This is a genomic window from Micromonospora pattaloongensis (assembly GCF_900107255.1).
Classification (GTDB): domain Bacteria; phylum Actinomycetota; class Actinomycetes; order Mycobacteriales; family Micromonosporaceae; genus Micromonospora_I; species Micromonospora_I pattaloongensis.
This window is the reverse complement of the sequence record NZ_FNPH01000007.1, coordinates 51856-70562: the sequence shown is the minus strand read 5'-3', so window position 1 is coordinate 70562 and position 18707 is coordinate 51856. Positions and strand designations below refer to the sequence as shown.

21 protein-coding genes and 1 pseudogene are annotated in these 18707 nt (G+C 73.3%); 9 read left to right on the top strand and 13 right to left on the bottom strand.

Annotated features, from left to right (window positions below; all coding sequences use genetic code 11):
* Window positions 1-65: 65 nt before the first annotated feature.
* A complete protein-coding gene (locus tag BLW47_RS25410) occupies window positions 66-335 on the bottom strand; it encodes an enolase C-terminal domain-like protein (protein WP_217634891.1) in 270 nt (89 codons plus the stop codon).
* A gap of 269 nt (window positions 336-604) precedes the next feature.
* Window positions 605-787, bottom strand: coding sequence for a hypothetical protein (locus BLW47_RS18230; protein ID WP_091559011.1), 183 nt, complete (start codon window positions 785-787; stop codon window positions 605-607).
* Between the two features lie 453 nt (window positions 788-1240).
* Here BLW47_RS18230 and BLW47_RS18225 point away from each other — a divergent pair, with 453 nt between their 5' ends.
* Window positions 1241-2452, top strand: a complete 1212-nt coding sequence (locus tag BLW47_RS18225) for a cation:proton antiporter domain-containing protein (protein ID WP_091559007.1) — start codon at window positions 1241-1243, stop codon at window positions 2450-2452.
* Window positions 2453-2570: 118 nt separating this feature from the next.
* On the opposite strand, the gene BLW47_RS18220 is transcribed toward BLW47_RS18225, so the two are convergent.
* The 5 genes from BLW47_RS18220 to ccsA (BLW47_RS18200) are packed head-to-tail and all read right to left on the bottom strand — an operon-like array spanning window position 2571 to window position 7053.
* Window positions 2571-3458: a cytochrome c-type biogenesis protein CcmH gene (locus BLW47_RS18220; protein ID WP_091559005.1), complete on the bottom strand. Its 888-nt coding sequence runs from the start codon at window positions 3456-3458 to the stop codon at window positions 2571-2573.
* Window positions 3455-3964, bottom strand: a complete 510-nt coding sequence (locus BLW47_RS18215; protein ID WP_175543696.1) for a TlpA family protein disulfide reductase — start codon at window positions 3962-3964, stop codon at window positions 3455-3457. Before BLW47_RS18215 ends, BLW47_RS18220 begins: the two co-directional genes overlap by 4 nt.
* 38 nt (window positions 3965-4002) lie before the next feature.
* Window positions 4003-5901 carry a cytochrome c biogenesis protein CcsA gene (gene ccsA / locus BLW47_RS18210; RefSeq protein WP_091558999.1) on the bottom strand — a complete coding sequence of 633 codons (1899 nt, stop codon included), beginning with the start codon at window positions 5899-5901 and terminating at the stop codon, window positions 4003-4005.
* A complete protein-coding gene (locus BLW47_RS18205; RefSeq protein WP_091558996.1) occupies window positions 5891-6295 on the bottom strand; it encodes a cytochrome c maturation protein CcmE in 405 nt (134 codons plus the stop codon). Before BLW47_RS18205 ends, ccsA (BLW47_RS18210) begins: the two co-directional genes overlap by 11 nt.
* Window positions 6292-7053 (bottom strand): cytochrome c biogenesis protein CcsA, encoded by a 762-nt coding sequence (gene ccsA / locus BLW47_RS18200; RefSeq protein ID WP_091558993.1) that lies wholly within the window; start codon window positions 7051-7053, stop codon window positions 6292-6294. The genes BLW47_RS18205 and ccsA (BLW47_RS18200) overlap by 4 nt, the downstream gene beginning before the upstream one ends.
* 122 nt (window positions 7054-7175) lie before the next feature.
* Here ccsA (BLW47_RS18200) and BLW47_RS25205 point away from each other — a divergent pair, with 122 nt between their 5' ends.
* The 4 genes from BLW47_RS25205 to BLW47_RS18185 are packed head-to-tail and all read left to right on the top strand — an operon-like array spanning window position 7176 to window position 9223.
* On the top strand, window positions 7176-7334 hold the full coding sequence (locus BLW47_RS25205; protein WP_175543695.1) for a hypothetical protein: 159 nt from the start codon (window positions 7176-7178) through the stop codon (window positions 7332-7334).
* On the top strand, window positions 7331-8419 hold the full coding sequence (locus BLW47_RS18195) for an enolase C-terminal domain-like protein (RefSeq protein WP_091558989.1): 1089 nt from the start codon (window positions 7331-7333) through the stop codon (window positions 8417-8419). The genes BLW47_RS25205 and BLW47_RS18195 overlap by 4 nt, the downstream gene beginning before the upstream one ends.
* 1 nt (window position 8420) lies before the next feature.
* Window positions 8421-8786, top strand: a complete 366-nt coding sequence (locus BLW47_RS18190; protein ID WP_091558986.1) for a hypothetical protein — start codon at window positions 8421-8423, stop codon at window positions 8784-8786.
* A complete protein-coding gene (locus BLW47_RS18185) occupies window positions 8783-9223 on the top strand; it encodes a PPC domain-containing DNA-binding protein (RefSeq protein WP_091558983.1) in 441 nt (146 codons plus the stop codon). Before BLW47_RS18190 ends, BLW47_RS18185 begins: the two co-directional genes overlap by 4 nt.
* A gap of 5 nt (window positions 9224-9228) precedes the next feature.
* On the opposite strand, the gene BLW47_RS18180 is transcribed toward BLW47_RS18185, so the two are convergent.
* The gene (locus BLW47_RS18180; protein ID WP_245736736.1) at window positions 9229-10989 is read right to left on the bottom strand and encodes a glycoside hydrolase family 15 protein; all 1761 of its coding nucleotides are present in this window, start codon (window positions 10987-10989) and stop codon (window positions 9229-9231) included.
* 240 nt (window positions 10990-11229) lie between these two features.
* On the opposite strand from BLW47_RS18180, the pseudogene BLW47_RS25940 reads away from it, so the two are divergent.
* Window positions 11230-11396: pseudogene (locus BLW47_RS25940) on the top strand (SDR family oxidoreductase); the annotation flags it as partial.
* 6 nt (window positions 11397-11402) lie between these two features.
* Here the strand turns inward: BLW47_RS25940 and BLW47_RS18170 are convergent.
* Complete coding sequence (locus BLW47_RS18170) at window positions 11403-11825, bottom strand: phytoene desaturase family protein (protein ID WP_091558978.1); 423 nt, start codon at window positions 11823-11825, stop codon at window positions 11403-11405.
* 100 nt (window positions 11826-11925) lie between these two features.
* On the opposite strand from BLW47_RS18170, the gene BLW47_RS25200 reads away from it, so the two are divergent.
* A complete protein-coding gene (locus BLW47_RS25200; RefSeq protein WP_175543694.1) occupies window positions 11926-12081 on the top strand; it encodes a hypothetical protein in 156 nt (51 codons plus the stop codon).
* Window positions 12082-12243: 162 nt separating this feature from the next.
* Window positions 12244-12840, top strand: coding sequence for an iron transporter (locus tag BLW47_RS18165; RefSeq protein WP_091558977.1), 597 nt, complete (start codon window positions 12244-12246; stop codon window positions 12838-12840).
* A gap of 1068 nt (window positions 12841-13908) precedes the next feature.
* On the opposite strand, the gene BLW47_RS18160 is transcribed toward BLW47_RS18165, so the two are convergent.
* The 3 genes from BLW47_RS18160 to BLW47_RS18150 form a co-directional block, all read right to left on the bottom strand.
* Window positions 13909-14859 carry a lysylphosphatidylglycerol synthase transmembrane domain-containing protein gene (locus BLW47_RS18160; RefSeq protein WP_245736735.1) on the bottom strand — a complete coding sequence of 317 codons (951 nt, stop codon included), beginning with the start codon at window positions 14857-14859 and terminating at the stop codon, window positions 13909-13911.
* A 244-nt stretch (window positions 14860-15103) separates the two neighbouring features.
* On the bottom strand, window positions 15104-16162 hold the full coding sequence (locus BLW47_RS18155; RefSeq protein WP_091558972.1) for a hypothetical protein: 1059 nt from the start codon (window positions 16160-16162) through the stop codon (window positions 15104-15106).
* Between the two features lie 58 nt (window positions 16163-16220).
* A complete protein-coding gene (locus BLW47_RS18150) occupies window positions 16221-16448 on the bottom strand; it encodes a hypothetical protein (RefSeq protein ID WP_217634890.1) in 228 nt (75 codons plus the stop codon).
* 146 nt (window positions 16449-16594) lie between these two features.
* Here BLW47_RS18150 and BLW47_RS18145 point away from each other — a divergent pair, with 146 nt between their 5' ends.
* On the top strand, window positions 16595-17467 hold the full coding sequence (locus BLW47_RS18145; protein ID WP_245736734.1) for a TetR/AcrR family transcriptional regulator: 873 nt from the start codon (window positions 16595-16597) through the stop codon (window positions 17465-17467).
* Window positions 17468-18115: 648 nt separating this feature from the next.
* Here BLW47_RS18145 and BLW47_RS18140 read toward each other — a convergent pair.
* Entirely contained in the window at window positions 18116-18625 is a 510-nt protein-coding gene (locus BLW47_RS18140; RefSeq protein WP_091558968.1) for a DinB family protein, read from the bottom strand.
* Window positions 18626-18707 lie beyond the last annotated feature (82 nt).

Genomic DNA, 18707 nt, shown 5'->3' with positions numbered 1-18707 from the left:
GTGAAGCGCCATGAACGGCTGTGCCAGCTGTCAAGCGGGCCGGCGAAGCCGTCATCGAAGGGGGGTTAGGGGCGCTGCGCATACGCCCGGTACTGCTCCAGATCCGACCAGCGCACCTCCAGGCCCAGACCGGGACGGTCCGGGTCCGGCCACAGAGCGCTGTCGCGCAGCACCGGAAGGCCGTCGAACGCCGAGTGCTCGATGCGCACGTGGTCGTGGAAGTACTCGAGGTGCCGCAGCCGCTGCACCGCACAGAACGCGTGCGTGGAGACCGTCGGCGCGCGGTGCCCGGACAGGTCCAGACAATGGCCCGCAGCCAGCCCACCGATCTGCACTACGCGGTGATCCCGCCGCAGCGGGTCACATCGGCCTGCAGGCAATCTACCGTCCGGTGCTCGATCAGATTGGTGAAATCACACCGACGCGAGCTTGGACTCGACAAACGACGCCACCGACACATCGCCGTACGGTTACCCCAGCGCCCACACGTCACCGGCGTGCCCCGTACCAGAACCATGGTGGTTGAGTCCCGGGTCTGGGTGGTGTCCTGCTCGACCCGTCGGGCCCGTCGGTGGGGATCGTGAACGCGTGCACGTCCAAGCGGTCAATCGCCACCCGCCCGGCGACCGGCCAGGTACACGGCCACCAGCGCCCCGCCGATCACCACAGCGAGGCTCGGGGTCACCTTCGACTTCAGGTGCGACCACCCAGTCTTCGGGTCGGCGGCGGTTCCCGCCAGGGTGCCGGCGGCCTTGGTCGCCCGTTCTTTCACCTGTTGGGTCTTCATTGCCCCGGCTCACTCTCCATGGCGTGCGGTGACGGTTTGCGGTTGGAGAACCGCAACGAGCCTCCGGTCGCGTTGTGGTCGACGCGCCCCGACTACCCAGGCCCCGGCCGTTCACACCGCCACCGATCCGCGCGTCAACGGGTGTCGGTCCATTCGCACGGTGTCGCCGGGCACGCCCCTGCACGAGCCGCGCCATTGTCGGTACCGCAGCGTCGGCGTGGATGCCGAGTGACGAGCCGTGCCGTGCAGGCGTGGGACGCGGTGCTACGGGTTCGCTACCCCAGCCGGCGGGTCTGCGGCCTGGTCGCCGACCCGGACTACCAGCGGGTGACGCGGCTGGAGCACGGTCGCCCTGCGGGAGGCCGTGCTCCAGCCCACCGCACCCTGGTCACTGTCCGGACCGTGCGGCCCGTCCCTCCGCATGGCGGCGGGGGTACCGGGTAGCGCGTCGAGGTGAACAGCCTCCTGCTCGGCTACGCACTCGTCGGCGCACTGGCCGTCCTGCTCGCGCTCGGATCGAGTGCCATCCGTCGTACCCCGTTCACGGAACCCATGTTGGCCCTTTTCCTCGGGGTGCTCGCCGGTCCGGTGCTCGGTCTCCTCGACCTCGACGACCGGCTGGGCGCGGCGCTGATGCGCGAGGTGAGCCGTGCACTGCTGGCGGTCTCGCTGATGGCGGTCGCCCTGCGTTTCCCGCTGGCCGGCTACCGGAGGGTGCTCCGTCCGGTGCTCGTGCTGCTCACGGCAGGGATGGTGGGCATGGCGGTGCTCAGCGCGGGGCTGGCCTGGCTGCTGCTCGGGGTACCGCTGAGCCTGGCCGCCCTGCTGGGAAGCTGCCTGTCGCCGACCGACCCGGTTCTGGCGTCCGGCATCGTGTCCGGGGGCCCGGCCGAGCGGCAGCTGCCTGCCCGGCTGCGGCAGGTGATCAGCGGCGAGTCGGGCGGCAACGACGGCCTCGCCTTTCCCCTCGTCGTCCTCGCACTGGCCGCAGTCGGCGCGAGGCCGTGGGCCGATCAGCTCGTCGTGGCGGTCTGGGGCGTGCTCGGGGCGGTGGTCGTGGGCGTCCTGCTCGGCTGGCTCGCCGGTCGGGCAGTGCGCGCCGCCAGCCGGCGAGAAACCCTGGACCGGGGCTCACTCGTGGTCTTCGCCATTCTGCTCGGCATCGCCGCGCTCGGGATCGGCCAGGTGTTCCACACTGACGATATCCTGGCCGTGTTCGTCACCGGGTTGGCCTACAACCGGGTCATCGGCGACCAGCCCCGGATCGCCGAGCAGAAGCTCGACGACGCCCTGACCCGCTACCTGGTACTTCCCCTGTTTTTCATGCTCGGCGTCGAACTGCCGTGGCGTGACTGGCTTGACGCCGGCTGGCGGCTCCCGCTCTTCGCGGTGGCGGTGCTGCTGGTGCGGCGGCTGCCGGTGGTGGCCGGACTCAGGGCCCCGCTCAGACTGGGCTGGCGTGAGGTGGTCTTCCTCGGCTGGTTCGGCCCCATCGGGGTGTCGGCGCTGTTCTACCTGACCTTCAGCGCCGACGAAGGCGCACGGGATCCCTTGCTCTGGAACGCCGGCAGCCTCGTGGTCGTGCTGAGCATCGTGCTGCACGGGGCCACGGCGATGCCGGGCCGACGCTGGTACGCCGCGGCAGGCAGCCGGGGCGACGGGTGACCGGGACCAGCGCTACGGGACCCGGGGGGAGTGACCGGTACCGACCGACTGATCGCCGCGCATCTCGGCGGAGCGCTCGCCGGGACCCGGCGGTTCGCCGGGGCGCCGCCGATTCCAGTCACGAGCCGAGCAGCCGGCGGATCTCCGTCGCGGCCGGGTGCCCCGGGGCGACGGCGAGGAACCGCCGCAGCGTGACGGGTGCCTCGGCGGGCCGGGTGGTGCGTTGGGCCAGGCCGAGCACCAGCAGCCCGTCGGGCGAGTCGGGGGTGTGACCGAGGACCTCCCGAGCGCTGCGTTCGGCGCCGGGGGCGTCAGCCGCTCGCAGCAGGGCGAAGGCGAGACGCAGCCGGATCGCGTCGTCGTCCGGACGCGCCGTCAGGGCCTCCCGGTACAGCTGCGCCGCGGCACCGTAGCGCTGCTGTCCCTCGAGGTCCTGAGCGAGCCGCAGGGAGACCACCGCGGGGTCGGCGGGCGGAGGCCGCGTCGCGGGCGGCGTGAGCCGGTCGGCGGCCACGGCCACCGTCGCCACCAGGGCGACCAGGCCCGCCGCGGTGAGCCACCAGACGATCCGCGACGACCGCGGGCGACCGTGGGGCACCGTGGGGCCGGCGGCCTCCCGCCGTCCGGGTCGCAGCGTACGCGCCGCGGCGAGGCCGCCGCCGAGCAGCGCGACGGCCGGCACGACCCACAGCAGCAGCCCCGGGCCTCGTGTGGGCGGCTGGGCGAGCACCTCGTCGCCGTATCGCTGGACGAACCACCGGTGGATCTGTTCGGGCTCGCGGCCCTGCGCCACCTGGTCGGCGATCACCTGCCGCATGGAGGCCGCGATCGGGGACCGGGACTCGGCCAGCGACTCGCCCTGGCACGCCGGGCAGCGGAGCCCGGCCGCGACCTCGGCGACCGGGTCGGCCCGGCCCGCCGGCCCGGCCGAGCGCAGCAGCCCGGCCAGCGCCGCCGTGACGAGCACACCCAGGCCCAGCACGACGAGGAGCCGCCTGCGGGTCATGGCGTGCCCAGCAGGGGAGCGAGGTGCTGTTCCAGCCACTTCGCGGTGACGACACCGGGTTGGTGCGCGACGATGCGGCCGTCCCGGTCCACCACGAACGTCTCGGGCACGCCGCGTACGCCCCACTCCACCGCCCGGACGCCCTCCGGGTCGGGCACCACGGTCAGGTCCTCGGCGCGGGCCTCCGCCAGCAGCGCCCGGACCGCGTCCGGGCCGTCGCGCAGGTTGAGGCCCACCACCTGTAGCCCCTGGGGCGCCCAGCGCCGGCCGGTCCCGACCAGCAGGGGCAGTTCGTCGCGGCAGGGGCCGCACCAGGAGGCGAAGACGTTCACCAGGACGACGTGTCCGCGCGCCGCGGCCAGGTCGTACCGCTGGCCGGGCAGCGTGGTGCCCGCCAGAGCGGGCGCGGCCCTCGGGCGGTGCGCGACACCCGGCCCGGGCCGCTCCCCGGCGGCGAGGACGACGCCGACGCCCAGGGTGAGCAGGAGGATGGTGGCGGGGGCCACCCGCGATCTCCGCCGCCAGGCACGCCGGTCCGGGGCGCTCATGCCGGTGCCCCGGCGGCCACCGCTGTCCGAGCCCCCGCCGGCTCCGGCCGTCGGTGCCGGTGCCGCCGGACCGCCCGGGCCAGGGCGAGCACCCCGCCGGCGGTGGCCACGGCCCCGCCGGCCCAGATGACGCCGACGAGGGGGTTCACGGCCAGGCGTACCGTCGCGGTGCCGCTGTCGGCGGAGACCGCGAGGAGAGTGAGGTAGACGTCGCGGCGGACGCCGCCGTCGATCGCCGGGACGGTCACGGCGGTTTCCCGCGCGGGGTCGTACCGCAGGGCGGGCACCGCCGTGCGTGTCGTGCCGGCCGACGACACTGCCAGCCGCGCCCGCACGGCCATCCGGCCGGCGGGAGCGCTGCGCTGCACCGACACGAGGCGGACAGAGACGTCCGACACGCGCAGCGTCTCGCCGACCCGCAGGGTCCGCTCCTCCGCCCGCCCGTAGGCGGTGGAGGCAGCCACGCCGAGGGCGAGCAGGGCGAGCCCGGCGTGCCCGAGCACCGCCGGCCGGAGCAGGGGCCGCGCGGTGGCGAGGCCGGCGAGGACGAAGGCGGCCGCACCGAACCCGGTCAGGGCCGCCGTGCCCGGCCGGCTCGACAGGCCTACGCACGCCACGGTGGCCAGCCCCGCCGCACCGGGCAGGACGAGGCGACGCAGTGCCTCGGCCCGGCCGCGGACGCGCAACGCCGGGGTGACACCGGCCAGCAGCAGCACCAGCACGGCCAGTGGTACGGCGGTGCGGTGGTAGTACCCGGCCCCGACGGCCGCCCGGCTGCCCGTGACCGGCTCGGCGAGCAGCGGCAGGACGGTTCCGGTGAGCACGGTGGCGGCGATAGTGAGCAGGAGCGCGGCGTTGCCGAGCACGGCGGTGCCCCGGGAGCGGAGCGGGGACGCGGGCGCCGGCGCCGGCGCCGTGCGGGGGCGGCCGGTGAGGACGGTGGCCGTCAGCACGGCCAGCAGGACGAAGCCGAGGAGCAGTGGGCCCAGCGGCGAGTCGGTGAAGGCGTGCACGCTCGCCACCGCCCCGGAGCGGGTGAGGAACGTGCCGAGCAGCACCAGCAGGAACCCGGCGCAGGCCAGCACGCTGTTCCACCGCTCCCGGCCGCGCCCGCCGCCCAGGGTGGTGTGCAGGAACGCGGTCGTCGTGAGCCAGGGCAGCAGAGAGGCGTTCTCCACCGGGTCCCAGGCCCAGTAGCCGCCCCAGCCGAGCACCGCGTACGACCACCAGGCGCCGAGCACGATGCCGGCGGTGAGCGTGCACCACGACACCAGCGCCCAGGGGCGGGCCACCCGCAGCCACCGCCGGCCGGCCGGACCGGCCAGCGGGGCGGCCAGCGCCAGCGCGAAGGGTACGACCGTGCCGAGGTAGCCCGCGTACAGCAGGGGCGGGTGCACGCCCATCGCCGGGTGCTGCTGCAGCAGGGGATTGGGGCCGGGCCCGTCGGCGGGGGCGGGCGTCACGGCCCGGAAGGGGTTGGCCGCGAAGACCGAGAGCGCGAAGAAGAACGTCGTGACCACGCTGACGACGACCATCGCGTACGCCCGCAGCCGGTCGGGCCGTCCCCGGGCGAGCAGGGCGGCGTAGGCGGCGAGGACCAGCAGCCACAGCAGCAGGGAGCCGTCCATGGCCGACCACAGGCTGGTGACCGTGTAGTAGACGGGCACGTGGCGGCCGCCGTTCTCGGCGACGAACCGGACGCTGAAGTCGTGGGTCAGCAGAGCCGTCTCGAGGGCCACGACGGCGGTGGCGGCGGCGAGCAGCGCGGCGGCACTGGCCAGCCGGGCGGGCCGTGCCGCAGGCCCGGCCAGGGCCACCCGCAGCCAGAGCAGTGCGGCCAGGGGAGCGGTGAGCAGTCCGGCGGCGAGACTCGCGGTACCGAGGTCAGCGAGCACCGGTGGGCTCCGCGGCCGGCGCGGGCCGGTATTCGTTGCCGTGCCGCACCAGCACGTGGTCGGCGTCGAACACGCCGTCGGTGCCGAGGCGCCCCTCGACGACGGCGTCCACGCCCTCCCGGAACGTCTCCGGCGGCACGCCACGCTGGCGGACGGTGACCTCCCGTCGGTCGTCGGAGAGGCGGAACGTCACGAGCTCACCGTCGTGGCGCACGGAACCGGGGACGACCTCGCCCCCGAGCCGGATGCGGTCGCGGGAGTCGTCGGAGCGGGCGAGCATGTCGGTGGGGCTGCGGTAGTAGGTGAGGGTGCCACGCAGGGCACTGGCCACGAGCAGCCCGCCGGCGGCTAGCAGCACCGCGACCAGCGCGAGGCGGCCCGGGCGGCGGATCATCGCACCCGTGCCGGCCCGGCGGCGGTCTCCCGCGTTTCCGCTGTGGAGGTGGATGGGGGTTGGAGGCGGGTCACCCGGTGCGCGAGCACCCACGTCGCCGTGACGGTCGCCGCTGCGACGGCCAGCAGCAGGGCCGCCGCCATCCGCGGGTCGATCGGCGGCCGCCCGGGGGCGAGGATCGTCGCCTGCTGGTGCAGCGAACGCCACCAGACCACGGAGAAGTGCACCACAGGCACGAGCAGGAAGCCGCCGACGCCGAGGCGGGCCACGGGGTGGGCCACGCGGCGGTCACCGTGGTGCGGTGTGCCGGAGCGCTCGGCCAGGGCCCGGCGAAGTGCCAGCGCGGCGGCGTACACCAGCAGCATCAGGGCGGTGCTGACCAGGCGCGGGTCCCAATCCCACCAGGTCCCCCACACCAGCCGCCCCCAGAGCGAGCCGGTGACGAGGGTCAGGGCGGTCAGCACCACGCCGATCTCCGTGGCGACCAGGGCGATGCGGTCCCACTGGCCGTCACCCGTGACGAGGTAGGCCCAGCTGGTGGCCAGGACGACGGCGAACGCCAGGTACGCCACCCAGGCGGCGGGTACGTGCACGTACATCAGGCGTTGTGCCGGGCCCTGCAGGGCGTCGGCGGGAGCGAGCAGGCCGCCGGCCAGGCCGGCCGCCGTGGCGAGGCCGCCCGCGACCCAGGCCGTGGTCCGCCGCGCGGCGGCGCCCCGTGGTGTGTTCGCGGTCAGGTCCACGGTGGAGGTTCGCATCGTCGTCCCGTCTGCGTCGTCGGCGCTGGCCGTCGCCCCGACTCTAGCCAGTTAAGCGGGAGTAATCGCCATTTCTGCCCTATGAGCCGCATAAGCATCGCGACTGGCTATCGTCGGTCCCGATGGACGCGAGGCGGCACTCGACGACGCGCTCCGGCCGGCGACGCCGGGGCCCGAGCGCCGTCTGCGTGGCGGTCATGGCCGGGCTGCCCGCGCTCGGCGGCTGTGCCCGCGCGCCGTCCGCCGCGGTGGCACTGCCCCGCCGGGAACGGTCACGGTGACCGGGATCCGGCTCACCGCGGAGGCGTACGAGGTGCCGACCGACGCGCCCGAGGCCGACGGCACCCTGGCCTGGACCAGCACCACCCTGGTGCTGGTCCGGGTTGAGGCCGACGGGCGTGCCGGGATCGGCTGGACCTACGGACCGCCAGCGGTGGTGCCGGTGGCGACGGGACTGCTGGCGCCGGTGGTCGCCACCGTCGATCCGGACGACGTGCCGGCCGCATGGACGGCGATGCGGCGCAGGCTGCGCAACGCCGGGCGCCCCGGCATCGCCGGCCTGGCGCTCTCGGCCGCCGACTGCGCCCTGTGGGACCTCAAGGCCCGCCGGCACGAACTCTCCCTGTCCCGGCTGCTCGGGACCGTACGCCACGAGGTGCCCGTCTACGGCAGCGGCGGCTTCACCACCTACGACGACGAGCGACAGCACCGGCAGCTCGCCGGCTGGGTGCACGAGCAGGGCATTCCACGCGTAAAAATCAAGATCGGCGAGTCGTTCGGCTCCGACGTGCGGCGGGATCTCGCCCGGATGTCGGCGGCCCGACGCACGATCGGCGACGACGCGGAGCTATACGTCGACGCCAACGGCGCCTACCAGCGCAAGCAGGCCGTCCGGGTGGCGCACGCCGCGGCGGACCTGGACGTGCGCTGGTACGAGGAGCCGGTCAGCTCCGACGACCTGCCGGGCCTGGGTCTGGTCCGCGACCGGGTCCGGCCCGACGTCGCCGCCGGCGAGTACGGCTACGACCTGGTGTACTTCCACCGGATGGCGCCGTACGTCGACTGCCTGCAGGCCGACGTCACCCGGTGCGGCGGGATCAGCGCCTTCCTGCGGGCGGCGGCCGTCGCGGACGCCGCCGGCCTGGAGGTCTCCGGTCACTGCGCGCCGCACCAGCACCTGGCCGTCGCCGCCACCACACCCAATCTGCGGCATCTGGAGTGGTTCCACGACCACGTCCGCATCGAGTCGATGCTGTTCGACGGGGCGGGCCCCGCCGACGGCGGACGGTTGCGGGTGCCCCTGGACCGACCCGGCAACGGCCTGGAGTTCCGCGCGGACGGTGCCCAGCGGTACCGGGTGGCCTGACATGCCCCGCCCGGTCCACCCGCTGCTACCCGGCCTGGTGGTCGCTGCCCGGCTGGGCTGGGGTGGCCTGTTGCTGCTCACGCCCGGCCGGCTGACACGGCCGGTGGCGCCGCCGACGAGCCCAGCCGTGGCGACGCTGCGCGTCCTCGGTGCGCGGCATCTCGTGCAGGCCGCCACCACGATCCGCTGGCACGGATCGGTTGTCTTCGCCACCGGCGCCGCGGTCGACGGCATCCACTCGATGGCGGCGCTCGCCCTGGCCGCTGTCGACCGGCGGCAGCGGCGGTCCGCCGCGCTGGACGCCGCCGTCGCCGCCGCGCTGGCGGTGCTGGGCGTCGTCATCGCCGCACACCAGGAGGATCGATGAAGGTTCAGGAGATCCACCGGACGACCGGCCGGATGCTCGTACTCGTCTGCGACAAGGGCGAGGAGCCGGTGACGGCGATCGGCGAGGCGCTGCGCCGGCAGCACGTGACGGCGGGACGGGTCACCGCGGTCGGGGGTTTCCAGGAGACCGAGATCGGGTGGTTCGACCGCGAGCGGCGGGACTACCGGCGGATCCCGGTGCGGGAACAGGTGGAGGTGCTGTCACTGGTCGGCGACGTCGCCGCCCGCGACGAACAGCCGGCGCTGCACGTCCACGCCGTGCTCGGTCGGTGCGACGGCAGCACGGTGGGCGGCCACCTGCTGTCCGCCCGGGTGTGGCCGACGCTGGAGGTGATCGTCACCGAGGTCGCTCCCGAACTGGCCAAGCGCGTGGATCCGGAGACCGGGCTGGCGCTGATCGCGGGACCGGGCGACTGATCCGGTCAGTGACAGGGGTCCACCTGGCCGAGGGTCACCGCCGTCTCCAGCATCAGTGCGTGCACGAAGCCCTCCGGCAGGTTGCCCCGCAGCTGCCGCTGCCGCACGTCGTACTCCTCGGTGTAGAGCCCCGGCGGCCCGCACGCGGCCCGGTTGCGCTCGAACCAGCGATTGGCCCCCACCGTGTCTCCGGCCTGCCAGGCCGTCAGAGCCGCGGCGAAGCCGCAGAGCAGAAACGCACCCTCGGCGTCACCGAGCGGCCGCCGGTCCGGCCGGAACCGGTACAGATAGCCGTCCTCGGCCAGCTGGGCCAGCACCGCCCGATGGGTCGACGCGGTGCGGGGGTCCTGCGGGGGCAGCGCACCGCGGATGCCGGGCAGCAGCAGCGCGGCGTCTACGCGGACGTCGTCGTAGGCACGCTGCCAGTGCCCCCCGGGCGCGAGCGCGTGCGCGGCGGCGTCGGCGAGGATCCGGTCCGCCAGGCCCGACCAGCGGGCGGCCGCACCGGGGGAGGCGACGCGGGCGGCGGCCCGTAAGCCGGCCACACAGGTCAGCTTGGAATGCGTCCACTGCCGTCGCGGGAGCTCCCAGATCCCGGAGTCCGCTTCCGACCAGCGGCCGGCCACGGCGGCCGCCGCCACCTCCATCGCCCGGCGCCCGTCATCGCCCAGCCGGTCGTGGTGCTGCGCGGCGGCCAACACCATCAGCACCTCGCCGAAGGCGTCGAGCTGGAACTGGCCGCGTACCCAGTTGCCGGTGCGCGGGTGCGCCCCCGGGTACCCCGGCAGGTCGCGCAGCGGACGCTCGTCAGGCACCGTGGCGCCCGAGACGGTGTACGCCGGCGCGAGGCGGTCGCCGTCGGCGAGCACCCGATCGGTGAGAAAGGCGACGGCGTCGTCGAGCAGATCGTAGCGGCCGACCAGCGCGGCGGCGTGCCCGGCGAACGACTGGTCCCGGATCCACGCGTACCGGTAGTCGTAGTTGCGTCCGGCCATCGCCCGCTCCGGCAGGGCGCTGGTCACCGCCGCGACCATCCCCCCTCCGGGCCGCGTCATGCCGCGCAGCACCGCGTACGCCAGGACGGCGTCACGCGCGGCGGGCCCCGACAGCTGCGGGACGGCCGAGCCCCAGTGGTGCTCGGTGGTCCGCCACAGTTCACCGGGCGGCTGGCACGGCTGCTCCAGCGGCCGGGACGCCAGCTCCAGGACGAGATCGTGCCGTCCGCCGGCCGGCACCGTGAGCTCCCCGACGAGGAACCCCTCCTCCTGACGGTGGAGCTCGCCGCCGCCGTCGAGACGCAACCACAGCTCACCGGTGCGGGCGTGCCACTGATCGCCGTCGCCGCGGGCGTCGCGGACGCGGTCCCGTCCGAACCCGGCGCGAGGGTCCACGACCACCCGCACCCGGGCCGGCCGGTCGACGGCCCGGATCTGGCGCACCAGCACCAGACGGTCCGCCTCGCCGGGTGCGACCAGAGCCTCCCGCGACTCGATGATCCCCTCCCCGGTCACCCACCTGCTGCGCCAGATCAGCGAGCCCGGTTCGTAGTGCCCGCCCCAGACGAACCGGTCGGTGGCGGGAGCAACCAGGAAGCCGCCCGGAGCGCCGAGGAGCGCGCCGAACACCGCGGGGTCGGACCAGCCGGGCGCGCAGAGCCAGCCCACGTCCCCGGCCGGCCCTACCAGAGCTCCCCGGTAGCCGTCGGCGAGCAGCGCGTAGTCGCGCAGCACCGCCGGGGTGCCGACGTCGGGACTTCCGCCGGACACGGCCGCCTCACCTCGTGAGCATGCCGCAGCCAGTGCGCTCGGCCTCGTCACCGAGGTGGATCGCCGCCCGCTCGGCGTTCGCCATGTCTGCTGCCTCCCGCATCGTGAAGCCGCCCGGGCGTCGGTCTACCCTTTCCCGCCCACGCGACACCGTGCGCTCGCCACAGTTCTGGCCGTCCCTCGGCGACTGGGCCGTCACGCGCCGGGTAGAGCCCCGGACGCGACCTGACGGGAGGGACCATGCGGAAGGAACACCGGATCGACGTGGCGGTGGTGACCGGGGCGAGTGCGGGAGTCGGCCAGCCACCGTGCGGCTGCTGGCCCGACCGGGCGTCGCCATCGCACTGCTGGCGGGGGGAAGAGTGGGACTGGAGGCGGCGGCCGAGGAGGTGCGCGCGGCCGGCGGCTGATCGTCACCGTCCCGTCGGCCGACGCCAGATCACCGGGCGCCTGCACACCCGGTTGAGCACCCGGCCGCCGAAGCCCGGCGCGTGCTGCTCCAGCAGCTCCTCCACGGCCGCCACCTGCCGCCGCACCACTTCGGGGTCGCCCGCGATCCGCCGGGGCAGGTGCGTGTACGCCCACACCACCTCCGTGCCCTCCGGTGACCGGGTGGGGTCGGCGGCGGTCATCTGCCCGAGCAGGAGGAACGGCTGCCGGGGCCGCCGGTCGGTGGCCAGGTCCGCCGCGTAGTGGGTCAACCCGTCCAGACCGCTGCCGAGGTGGACCGTGCCCGCGCCGCGTACCTCCTCGGCGGTCCACGGCACCGGACCCGACAGCGCCCAGTTCAGCTTCAGCGTGGCCGGATACCAGGCGAAGCGGCGCAGGTCGGACATCACGCGGTGGGACGGATCCGCTTCGCGAACGGACGTGTCACCCGGGCGGGCCTGGGTAGGCGGGCTGCCAGGCCCGGAACGACACGACGAGGAGACGGTCATGGCACACCAGAAACTCAACCAGATGAAGACCGGCGAGGTCGCCAAGCAGGCTCGCAAGGCCGGCGTCGACAACGTCGACCGGATGAACAAGGACGAGATGATCCGATGCGATGAGCCGCGAGGGGCTGGGCGCGCCCGGCCGTGGCGGTGGTAAGTGCGACACGCGAAAGCCCAAGGGCACCAGCTTGCAGCAGCAGTGGAAGGACGTGCCCGGTAACCCGAGCTGACCCTGCCGGCACGTCCGACTCAGGGCCCTTCCGTGGCGGCCGCTTCGGTGGCGGCCACGGCTCCGGCCTCCGTCAGGACAGGAGGAGTCATGACCGCACAGCAGCAACCGCCGATGCGCCCGAGCAACGAGGCCACCGCCGAGCAGCTTGAGGTGGCGCGATCGCAGGGCGACGCGTACGGGCGCGCGATGCAGGCGATGGCCGAGGAGGACGGTGCCGAGACGGCGCGCGCCGGTGATCTCGTCATCGCCTTCGTCAACGAGGAGGCCGAGGGCATGTACGCGCTCGAGGGCGATCGGCTCGTCTGGCGTGAGGCGGCCGAGGAGGCGAACGTCCACCTCGAGGTGGCGGTGGCCGACGCCGGAGACGGCCGGTTCGTGCCAGGGCTGTCGGTGTCCGTGGAGCTGGCCCGCGACGGCGGTGCAGTGCTCCACGCCGAACTGCCCTTCCTGTGGCACCCGTTCCTGCACCACTACGGCGCCAACGCCCGGGTGCCGGACACGGGCCCCTACGACGTCACCGTCCGCGTCGGACCCGCCCAGTTCATGCGGCACGACCCGGTCAACGGCCGCCGGTACGCCCAGCCCGTCGACGTGCACTTCGCCGGGGTGCGGCTGAGCAACGGACGCAAGCCGAGCCCCTCGGCGCAGCCTCGTGGAGCCGCGGCGCCAACCGTCGCTGCCTGAGTCGCGCACACCAGGGACCCCGCCGCACGGCGGGCCCGTGGCCACACGTGACGTCTGGTTGCCGGGCAGGTTCCTTTGGTCCTGCGGACAGACGCCGCGGGGCTTCGGAAACTTCTGGGCCTGCCCGCAGCCGCGGTGGGCGTTGGTCGTGCTGCCCAGTGCCCGGACCATGCCGTCCTGTTCATCTGGTGGCCGAGACGGTACGCGAGGAGGGCGACAAGAGCGGTGGCTCCGACGGCCTCGAGACCGACGACGCGGGCCGGCTGTACCTCACCTCCGCGGTACGCCAGTCTCGGTGATGGCGCCGTAAATGTGGAACTCCGTTCAGGTGTTGTGGCGGTGGGTGCCGCGGAGACCGAGGCCGCCACGGCGACCGCCCACGAGCAGGACGCGCGGCGTGACCTTGTCTCCTCCGCCGCCGGCGTCAGCTGGGTCGCCCGGCTGTACACCGAGGCCGCGGAAGAGGACTACCGGATCCTGGTCGAGGCCGAGGAGAACCTTCCGGTACGAGACTTTCCCAAGTACGCGGGCGGCGGCTTACGGCAGCCGCGTGGGCCGTCGATCAAGGTGTGCCTGCAACAGCGGAACGTCACGACCTCGGCCGGCTACAACTGGCATTACCTGGCAGCGATGTGGCCACTCATGCACGCCGCGCGAACCGACTGGGTCACCAACCGCGCCCACCCCAAAGCCGCCCACGACAGAGCCGGGCACCAGCAGATCGTCGCCGCGGGAGTACCCCCATACGTGGGCCGTGGCGCGGGCCGAGCACACCGCGACCGTGAGGAGGCCCGACAGCGGGTATGCACCCCACTCGGGTCGCGGGGATACGAAACCCCTGGCAAAGCCTGCACCAGTCGCGACCGCGGCCCGGCCAGGCTCCGGTCGGGGAACTATCTCGCTAACGGCACCTCTCTGTGTCAAGGCATTGGCAGCAGAGAGGTCTCCGTTAGATCCACAGTCCCCGTCCACCGAACCGACCGGGGTACCGGGTCGATGGTGACCTCCGGTCGGCGGCGCGAAACTGTCGGGCCGCGTGGTGCGCGAATGCGCGGTGCGCCGAGAGGTTCAGGGTGTCTTCAGGTGTCGGCGTCGGATGATGAGCCAGGTGATCCAGCCCGCGCCGATGATGAAGCCGAAGCTGATGATGCGGTAGAGCACGACGGTGGCGATGGCGGTGGGGGTGTCGACGCCGCCGGTGACGAGACCGAGGATGAGGGCGCTGTCGATGATGCCGAGTCCGCCGGGGATGACGGTGATGGTGCCAGCGGCCATGCCGGCGCTGAAAGCCAGCAGCACCTGGGTGGTATCGATGGGGTCGTTGCTGACGGCGTGGAAGCACATCCAGAGGCAGACGGCGTCGAGTAACCAGTTGAGCACCGCGAACACGGCGGACGCGGCGGCGTGGCGGGGCGTGAGGCGAGCAGCGCGGAGCTGGTCGATGAAGTCACGGATGCGGTCGAGGCCGTAGGTGGCGGGCCGGTGGCGCAGCTTGTTGACACGGGCGAGGGCAGCGCGGGTGGCCGGTTCCAGCGCCTCGGGGCGGCGGGTGACCTGCCGCACGCTGAGGGCGATGAGGACGGCGGCGACGGTGAGGCCGGCGAGGGTGTGCCATTGCGGGGTGCCGTGAGCGGCGACGGCACCGGCGGCGGTGACGACGGCGAGGGCGGCAGCGGACAGGATGCCGGACAGGGCGATGCACCAGGAGGCGACGGCCGGCGTGGCGCCGAAGCGGCGCATCTGCTGGTAGTTGAATTGGGTGGAGAACGCCGGACCGCCGGGCAGGGTGACGCTGAGCGAGTGGGCCGCGTAGGTGAGAGCGAGTTGGCGGTAGAGCGGCACGCGTAGGCCGGCGGAGCGCAGCAGGCGGCGCTGCATCCGTGCGTAGGCGCCCATTGCGGCCAGCTCGGCGGCGACGGCGGCGGTGAGCCAGCCTGGCTGGGGTGCGCGCAGCTCTGCCAGTGCCGTGGTCAGTGATGGCCAACCCAGGATCAGTTCGACGGTGAACAGGGTGAGCACTGCGGCGACGGCGATGGGGCGCAGCCAGCGGCGCTTGTGGCGCCGGGGTGCGCCGGCGCGGTGGTCGGCGGCAGGGCCGACGGCGGGGGTGTCGCTGCTGCGCACAGGCAAGGCAGCCTCGGTTTCGTGGGGTGCGAACGTGTTGTTCGGTTGGTCGCGGTGCGGTGTAGTGGGGTGCCGGCCACCCGTGCGGTTCGGCCGGCACCCCGTCACGGGTCGTGGCGTGACCTGTGACGCGTCGCGGTCAGGCGGCCGTCGCGGGCTCGGGGCCGGCGGTCGTACCGGATGGCCCGGTGCCACCGGTCCGGGCGGCGCGCACGCCGCCGATGACGCACAGCACGGCGCCCAGCACCAGCCAGGACAGCAGCACGATGAGTGGCTGGGTGGCGCCGCGGCCGTCGAAGAAGGCGGTGGAGCGCAGCAGGGTGCCGGCCGCGCCCGGTGGCAGGAGCTGGCCGAGTTGACCGGACCAGCCGGGCAGCATCTCGGGGGCGGTGCCCGTACCGGACAGTGGGTTGCCGATCAGCATGACGACGACGGCGCCGAGGCCCAGCCCGGCGGTGCCGAGCAGCGTTTGCAGGCCGAGCAGGGTCAGGGCGGTGGCGGCGATCGACAGTGCGATCACGCCGGCGTTGGCCCCGTAGTTCCCGGTGATCGAGCCGAACCAGAACTGCAGGATCGCGGCCAGGGCCAGACCGCCGGAGACGGCGAAGGCGAGCGCACCGGTCAGCCGGCGGGTGGTGCCGCGCACGCGGCCGGTGAGCAGGACGGCGGCGAGAATTCCGCCCATGACCAGGGGCAGGGAGCCGGCCGCCAGTCCGGCGCCGCGGGGGTCGTCGGCGGGCAGGGCGGCGACGTCGCGTACCGCCACGGCGGGGGTGGCCGGCGCGCCGCCGGGGGCCTGCGCCAGCCCGGCCGCGATGCTCTGCAGGGTTTGCGCGATGACCGGGCTGCCGGCGGAGGCGATGATGACCTGCGGGGTGCCGGTGCTCACGTCGATGGCTCCGTAGGCCTCCCGGTTGCGCACGGCGGTCTCGGCCGCGGCGGTGTCCGCCGCGCGGGTGATGTCGAACGCGCCCGGCTGGCGTTGTTGTAGCGCGGCGGCGATCCGGTCGGTCGCGGTCGGCGGGCCGGCCAGCACGATCGGTACGTCGTGCGCCGAGGACCGCACGGCCGGCCAGGCGAACGCGGTGAGCAGCACGCTGATGATGACCGTCAGCAGCGCGACCGTCGCGACGACCTGCGGCCATGGGGTGGACGTGGGTGCCGAGTCGTGGGTGGGGGAGGACGTGTCGGTGTCCATGTCGGTTCCTTTGATGAGAGGACGTCGCGGCGGCGGAAGCCGGTGACGGCGACGGCGGTCAGGGCGAAGGCGACGAGGCCACGAGGGCGAGGCCGGACCATCCGGGGGTGGTGGTGAGGTTGGGGACGTGCCGCAGCGGGCTGATGCCCAGCGCCCAGTCCCACAGCCGGAACAGCGGTCCCAGGATGGTCAGGGCGAAGGCGGCGACCACGCCGAGCCACTTGACCAGGCCCTCCACCTCGATGACCACATCGCGGTCGCCGCCGACTACGGCAGCAGAACTCATGATCGTCCTTCCTCGGTGGGACAGGCAGCGGAAAGCGGCCGCGGCCAGGCTCTCGAGCCGGGGTGGGACCGGTCACGCCGGCTAACCAACGTGCACAAGCATCCGATCGGCATCCTGGACCATTAGTACATGGTATATTTACTCGTGTGTCAAATGCCGGCGAATTGCCCAGTCTGCTGAATGCGTCTCGCCCGTCGGTCCCCTCCGACCTGGTGGACGCGGCGCTACACGCCGCCGAGCGCCTGGGCAAGGACGTTGCCGACGTGCCCGTCCTGGCGATCGCCCAGGAAGCCGGAATCTCCCGCAGTACCCTGCTACGTCGTCTGGGCGGTTCGCGTCAGGCCTTGGATGAGGCGGTGCGCGCCGCCGGCGTGGACCCCGGCGGGCAGCGACCGGTGCGCGAGCGCGCGATCGATGCCGGTGCGCACCTGATCGGCGAGCACGGCCTGGCATCGCTCACCCTGGAATCGGTCGCCGCCGCCGCGCACTGCTCGGTGCACAGCCTGTATTCCGCATTCGGCGGCCGCGACGAGTTGCTGTTCGCGATCTTTGAGCGCTACAGCCCGATCCTGGATGCCGAAAAAGTGCTCTCCGGTCCGCATGCCGACCTGGCCGACACCGTGCGTACCCTGTACCGGTTGCTGGCCGAGGCGCTCAGCCGCCAGCCGCGGGTGATGCCGGCGATGCTTGCCGAAGTACTGGCCCGCCCGGCCGAGTCGGCCCTGCAAAACCTGGCCCGGCACGTCGTCCCACGCCTGCTCGCCGGGGTGGGCCAGTGGCTGGCCGATGAGGTGGCCGCCGGGCGGATCCGCGCCATGCCGATCCCGCTGCTGATGCATCAGATGGTCGGCCCGCTGCTGATGCATTTCCTGACCCGCCCCGCCCTGCACAGCGTGCCCGGGGTGGAGCTGCCGGGCGTGGAGGAGACCTGCGAGGCATTCGCCGAAGCGTTCCTGCACGCCGTCGCTCTACCCCAGCCACCGCATGCTCGAGGCCACGGCGGGGCACCTTCGGAATAGGGATTGATCGGGAGGTTGCGGGAAATCAGCCTGGGCGGTGCATGTGGGGGCCGTGAGGCTGGTTCGACTGCACTTCTTGCGATGATTCGTCGATCACTCGGCGAGGACCGGGCGCCGTCGGCCCTGTGCAGCGGTCGGGGTCGGCGACTGTCGCCGGGTGCCGTTCGCGGGCGACGGGGATCCGGCCGCTGCCCTCTGCCGGAACATAGGGCCACCAGTTCGTCGCCACACGACGGGTGAGCCGCTGCGCGCCGTGCAGGTTCCGAACCCGCCGGCACGCCGGCTTTCCCCGGTCGACGCAAGGGCCGGGGACAGCCACAGCCGCGACGCCAGTTGGCGTCGCGGCTGTGGCTGTGGTGGGTGGTGGTCGCGTCAGGTGTGCGTCACCGACGGGCGGCGGCGTTTGGTCGCGCCGGGGCGATGCGGTTGTGGCGTCCGGCCAGCCACGGAGCCGGAGAATGCGCGCACCGAGGCCGGCACGGCGAGCTCGCACGGAAAGCGACGCGCAGGACCTCAAGAGTCACGGCCGGCAGTGAATCACCTCAATCCCGGTTTAGATCAACAGAAGACCCTAAGACCCGACGTCTGCTCATCGGCACGACCGGATGGTGCCGTTGGACAAGCCTTGCCTCCGCGGCGGCGTCAGTTCTACTCGCCAACCGGGCCGCCGGCGAGCTCGACGACAATGTCGAGGTGCCCAAGATGGCGGGCATATTCCTGCACGAGGTGAAACAGCACCCGTTCCAGCGGCGGCGGTTGCGCACCGTCCCACCGTGGACCAGGAACCCCTACCGTCGTGAGTTCGTTACCTGCGATGACGGCCCCGGTCTGCGCACCCTGTGCACGCAGCGCCGCCACCAGATCGTCGCGGGTCTCTTCGGGCGCAACGTACCAGCGGTCCCCGCATCGGTCCCCCCACGGCTCGTCCACCTCGTGCCCCTGAAATCCCCATTCGATCCAGCGCAGCTCGACGTAACGCAGGTGTTTGAGCAGTTCGAGCGGGGTCCACCCTGACGGTAGCCTGCTGCGGCGTAGCTCATGGTCGGGTAACGCGGACACCTTCGACAGCACGGTCTCGCGGAAGTAGTCGAGGTACCGCAGGAACACCTCGGCGCGCCCTGCTGCCGGGACAGTCGGCGAGGGGAACGGCATCGTCATCTCACCATTGTCGGGTCACGCCGGGCCACTTCGGACGACGCCCACTGCTCGAAATAGGGCTGTTGGCGGACTGCGGAAAAGG

Excerpts from the sequence above, each read along its gene's own strand:
- BLW47_RS18230 (WP_091559011.1), bottom strand. The coding sequence starts at position 787 with ATGAAGACCCAACAGGTGAAAGAACGGGCGACCAAGGCCGCCGGCACC.
- BLW47_RS18220 (WP_091559005.1), bottom strand. The coding sequence starts at position 3,458 with ATGACCCGCAGGCGGCTCCTCGTCGTGCTGGGCCTGGGTGTGCTCGTC.
- BLW47_RS18185 (WP_091558983.1), top strand. The coding sequence starts at position 8,783 with ATGAAGGTTCAGGAGATCCACCGGACGACCGGCCGGATGCTCGTACTC.
- BLW47_RS18165 (WP_091558977.1), top strand. The coding sequence starts at position 12,244 with ATGACCGCACAGCAGCAACCGCCGATGCGCCCGAGCAACGAGGCCACC.
- BLW47_RS18155 (WP_091558972.1), bottom strand. The coding sequence starts at position 16,162 with ATGGACACCGACACGTCCTCCCCCACCCACGACTCGGCACCCACGTCC.
- ccsA (WP_091558993.1), bottom strand. The coding sequence starts at position 7,053 with ATGCGAACCTCCACCGTGGACCTGACCGCGAACACACCACGGGGCGCC.
- BLW47_RS25205 (WP_175543695.1), top strand. The coding sequence starts at position 7,176 with ATGGACGCGAGGCGGCACTCGACGACGCGCTCCGGCCGGCGACGCCGG.
- BLW47_RS18190 (WP_091558986.1), top strand. The coding sequence starts at position 8,421 with ATGCCCCGCCCGGTCCACCCGCTGCTACCCGGCCTGGTGGTCGCTGCC.
- BLW47_RS18170 (WP_091558978.1), bottom strand. The coding sequence starts at position 11,825 with ATGTCCGACCTGCGCCGCTTCGCCTGGTATCCGGCCACGCTGAAGCTG.
- BLW47_RS18205 (WP_091558996.1), bottom strand. The coding sequence starts at position 6,295 with ATGATCCGCCGCCCGGGCCGCCTCGCGCTGGTCGCGGTGCTGCTAGCC.
- BLW47_RS18150 (WP_217634890.1), bottom strand. The coding sequence starts at position 16,448 with ATGAGTTCTGCTGCCGTAGTCGGCGGCGACCGCGATGTGGTCATCGAG.
- BLW47_RS25200 (WP_175543694.1), top strand. The coding sequence starts at position 11,926 with ATGGCACACCAGAAACTCAACCAGATGAAGACCGGCGAGGTCGCCAAG.
- BLW47_RS18140 (WP_091558968.1), bottom strand. The coding sequence starts at position 18,625 with ATGACGATGCCGTTCCCCTCGCCGACTGTCCCGGCAGCAGGGCGCGCC.